Below are 4,070 nucleotides of genomic sequence, written 5' to 3' on the forward strand. Positions count from 1 at the left end.
TAGCCCAGTAAGAGATATGGATAAGTTAGCAGTTAATTATTTAATAAAAACACCTGGTGGAAGTGTTTATCATAGTGGAGATTCTCATTACTCAAACTATTTTGCTAAACATGGTAATGATCATAAAATAGATGTAGCACTTGGATCATTTGGAGAAAACCCTAGAGGGATGACAGATAAGATTAATGCCTCAGATATGCTAAGAATGGCAGAATCTCTAAATACAAAAGTAATTATACCTTTTCATCATGATATATGGACTAATTTTATGGCAGATCCTAAAGAAATATTGACTTTATGGGAAATGAGAAAAAATAGATTACAATATCAATTTAAACCATTTATTTGGCAAGTAGGAGGAAAATTTACTTGGCCATTAGATAAAGATAGAATTGAATATATGTATGATAGAGGATTCCATGATGCATTTGCAATAGAACCAGACTTACCATTTAAATCACTATTATAGTGGTTAAATAGAAAATTATATAATTTTATTTTGTTTTATTAAAAGGGGGAAGATAATGGATTTTATAAGTGTTATATTAGAAGGGTTTGTAAATAATATTCTGACTAAACCAGAATTTTTTATTGGTATTTTAGTATTCGTAGGTTACATGTTGTTGAGCAGACCAATACATGAAGCTTTTTCTGGTTTCATAAAAGCTACAGTAGGGTACATGATTCTAGGTGTAGGGGCCGGTGGATTAGTAGTAACATTCAGACCAATATTAGCAGGGTTGGATGGTAGATTTGGACTTAATGCAGCAGTAATAGATCCGTATTTTGGATTAAATGCTGTAAACAAAGCACTAGAGAGTATAGGGTTATCTACTTCTTGGACTATGATTGCATTACTGATAGGTTTTACTTTAAATATATTATTAGTTATGGCTAGAAAGATAACTAAATGTAGAACACTTTTTATAACAGGACATATAATGGTACAACAAGCTACCACTGCTACTTGGATAGTATTTATGGCTTTTCCACAATATAGAAACTTAACTGGTGCAGTTATGGTAGGAGTATTTGTGGGAGTTTATTGGGCTGTCGCAACAAATTTAATAGTAAGACCGACTCAAAGAGTTACAGAAAATGCAGGATTCGTAATAGGGCATCAACAAATGTTTGCAATATGGGCTACAGATAAAGTTGCAGGGAAATTAGGGGATCCTAAAAAGAAATTAGATGATTTAAAATTACCTGATTGGTTATCGATATTTCATGACAATATAGTTGCGACAGGGACACTTATGTTAGTCTTTTTCGGGGTAATAATGCTTATACTAGGACCTGAATATATGAGAGAATTAGATCCTAAATTTTCTTCGAAATTAGCGTTTCCAACTTATATAATTTCAAAGTCGCTATCGTTTGCAGTATATTTAGCAATATTAATGACAGGTGTAAGAATGTTCGTTGGGGAGTTAACTGAATCATTCCAAGGTATATCTAATAAAATACTTCCTGGAGTATTACCAGCAGTAGACTGTGCAGCAGTTTATGGATTTGGTTCTCCAAATGCAGTATTATTTGGATTTATATTTGGAGCATTAGGTCAATTTCTAGCAATTGCAGGATTACTTGTATTTAAATCTCCTATATTAATTATAACAGGATTTGTACCAGTATTCTTTGATAATGCAACTTTAGCTATATTTGCAGAAAAAAGAGGTGGAGCGAAAGCAGCAGCAATAGTACCTTTCATATCGGGAATACTTCAAGTACTTGGAGGAGCGGTAGCTGTAGCACTATTCAAGTTACAAGGTTTTGGAGGATGGCATGGAAATATTGACCAAAGTTCAGTGTGGTTAGCACAAGGATTCCTTATGAATAACTTAGGTATGGTTGGATATATAATTGCAATAGTAGGTATGTTAGCAATTCCACTAATTCAATTTAAGAAGGCAAAATCTCCAGAACACTATTTTGATAATGAACCTATGTCAGATGAGGAAATAGAAGCCGAATACGCTTAAAGAATTTAAAAAAAATAAAATTAGAGCTAGCCTTTTAAATATTAAAAAGGCTAGCTCTAGATAATTATAAATTTAATAAATGGGGGAAATAATAATGATTAAATTATTAGCAGTGTGTGGAAATGGAATGGGAACAAGTACAATGATGAAAATAAAAGCAAAAAAAATATTAGATTCACATAAAATAGAGTGCCAAGCAGAAAACTGTAGTGTAGGGCAAGCTAAATCGATAGTAAATAATTATGATATAGTAATTGCTTCAACTCATCTTATTAGTCAATTAAAATCAAGACCTTCAACAACTTTAGTAGCTTTAAAAAATATAATGGATGCTAAAGAAATGGAAGCTAGATTATTGGAAGCTTTAAAATAAAATATAACTGTGGAGGAGAAAATGACTTTAAGAGATTCGCTTATAGAAAATAATTCTATTTTAATAAATCAAGAAGCAAAAACATGGGAAGAAGCAGTTAAATTAGGAACGGATGTATTGGTTAAATCTGGAGCAATAGAACCTAGATACTATGATGAAATATTAAAAAGTACTAAAGAATTAGGACCTTATTATATGTTGATTCCTGGAATAGCAATGCCTCATTCAAGACCTGAATCTGGTGTTATAAAAGATTGTTTTGGAATAACAATCTTAAAAAATCCAGTTAAATTTGGGATTGAAGATCATGAATACGCTCAAATATTATTTACACTGGCTGCAACAAGCTCTGATGCTCATGCAGCGATAGCAATACCTCAAATTGTAGATCTTTTAGATGATGAAGAAAATATGGATAAGTTAATTGCAGCTAAAACGATAGAAGAAGTTTTAGAAATAGTAGGGTAATTTTTTTTACCCAGTGTGTTAGCAAAGTGTTAACGAGTTAGAATTTTTTATTAATATAACGATACAGGAGATGATATAAATGAATATGCCTTTACTACAAGTAGCTTTAGACAACAATAATTTACCTGATGCTTTAAAATCAGCTTTAGCATTAGGAGATGACGTAGATGTAATAGAAGCAGGGACAATACTCTGTCTTCAAGAAGGAATGGGAGCAGTTAGATGCCTTAGAGCTCTTTTCCCAGATAAAACTATATTAGCAGATACTAAATGTGCAGATGCTGGAGGCACAGTAGCCAAAAATTGTTATGAAGCTGGAGCAAACTGGATGACGGTAATTTGTTCTGCAACTATTCCTACAATGAAGGCAGCTCTTAAAGAAGTAGATGACCTACAGGTAGAATTATATGGTGACTGGACATATGAACATGCTCAAAATTGGAAAGATGCAGGACTAACTCAAGTAGTTTATCATCAAAGTAGAGATGCACTTCTTGCAGGAGAAACTTGGGGAGCTAAAGATCTTGATAAAGTAACGAAGTTAATTGAGATGGGATTTAAAGTTTCAGTAACTGGAGGATTAGACAAAGATATTTTAAAATTATTTAAAGGTGTAGCTGTTCATTGTTTTATAGCAGGAAGATCACTAAGAGATGCTGTTGATCCTGGAGTAGAAGCTAGAGCGTGGAAGGAAGAAATAGCTAGAATCTGGGGGTAAATATGTATAAGTTAACAGATCTTGAATTGGGGATATACGAAAAAGCTCTTCCTAAAAATATATCATGGAGAAAAAGATTGGAAATGGCTAAAGATGCAGGTTATAAATTTGTAGAGATTTCAGTAGATGAAACAGATGAAAGACTAGCAAGATTAGAATGGACTATTGAAGAAAGAATCGAGTTTACTAGAGCAGTACTCGAGACCGGAATCAGAGTACCTTCAATGTGTTTTAGCGGACATAGAAGATTTCCTTTAGGAAGTGAAAATAAAGAAACTAGAAAAAAATCATTGGAATTAATGAAAAAAGCAATAGAACTGGCTGCTGATCTTGGTATAAGAAATATTCAAATGGCAGGCTATGATGTTTATTATGAAACTGGAAATGAAAAAACAAGAGAACTTTATATAGATGGAATGAAACAATCGTTGAAGTGGGCTGAACAAGCTCAAGTGATGTTATCTATAGAAATAATGGACCACCCTTTTATGAATTCAATTACAAAATATCTTGAATTTTCTAAGATACT

The 4,070-nt window shown here is 32.5% G+C and carries 5 protein-coding genes and 1 pseudogene; all 6 read left to right on the forward strand.

Annotated elements, in window-relative coordinates; genetic code table 11:
* Positions 1–469 (forward strand): annotated as a pseudogene (locus WBG30_RS12725) (L-ascorbate 6-phosphate lactonase); the annotation flags it as partial.
* Positions 470–524: 55 nt separating this feature from the next.
* Positions 525–1,982 (forward strand): PTS ascorbate transporter subunit IIC, encoded by a 1,458-nt coding sequence (locus tag WBG30_RS12730; protein ID WP_424505040.1) that lies wholly within the window; start codon positions 525–527, stop codon positions 1,980–1,982.
* A gap of 94 nt (positions 1,983–2,076) precedes the next feature.
* Positions 2,077–2,355: a PTS sugar transporter subunit IIB gene (locus WBG30_RS12735; RefSeq protein WP_424505041.1), complete on the forward strand. Its 279-nt coding sequence runs from the start codon at positions 2,077–2,079 to the stop codon at positions 2,353–2,355.
* A gap of 21 nt (positions 2,356–2,376) precedes the next feature.
* On the forward strand, positions 2,377–2,823 hold the full coding sequence (locus WBG30_RS12740; RefSeq protein WP_424505042.1) for a PTS sugar transporter subunit IIA: 447 nt from the start codon (positions 2,377–2,379) through the stop codon (positions 2,821–2,823).
* Positions 2,824–2,902: 79 nt separating this feature from the next.
* Positions 2,903–3,541, forward strand: coding sequence for a 3-keto-L-gulonate-6-phosphate decarboxylase UlaD (locus WBG30_RS12745; RefSeq protein WP_424505043.1), 639 nt, complete (start codon positions 2,903–2,905; stop codon positions 3,539–3,541).
* A 2-nt stretch (positions 3,542–3,543) separates the two neighbouring features.
* Positions 3,544–4,070 (forward strand): L-ribulose-5-phosphate 3-epimerase (locus WBG30_RS12750; protein ID WP_424505044.1); only part of this gene is annotated, 527 nt, incomplete at its 3' end.

The organism is Psychrilyobacter sp., assembly GCF_049671765.1.
GTDB lineage: Bacteria > Fusobacteriota > Fusobacteriia > Fusobacteriales > Fusobacteriaceae > Psychrilyobacter.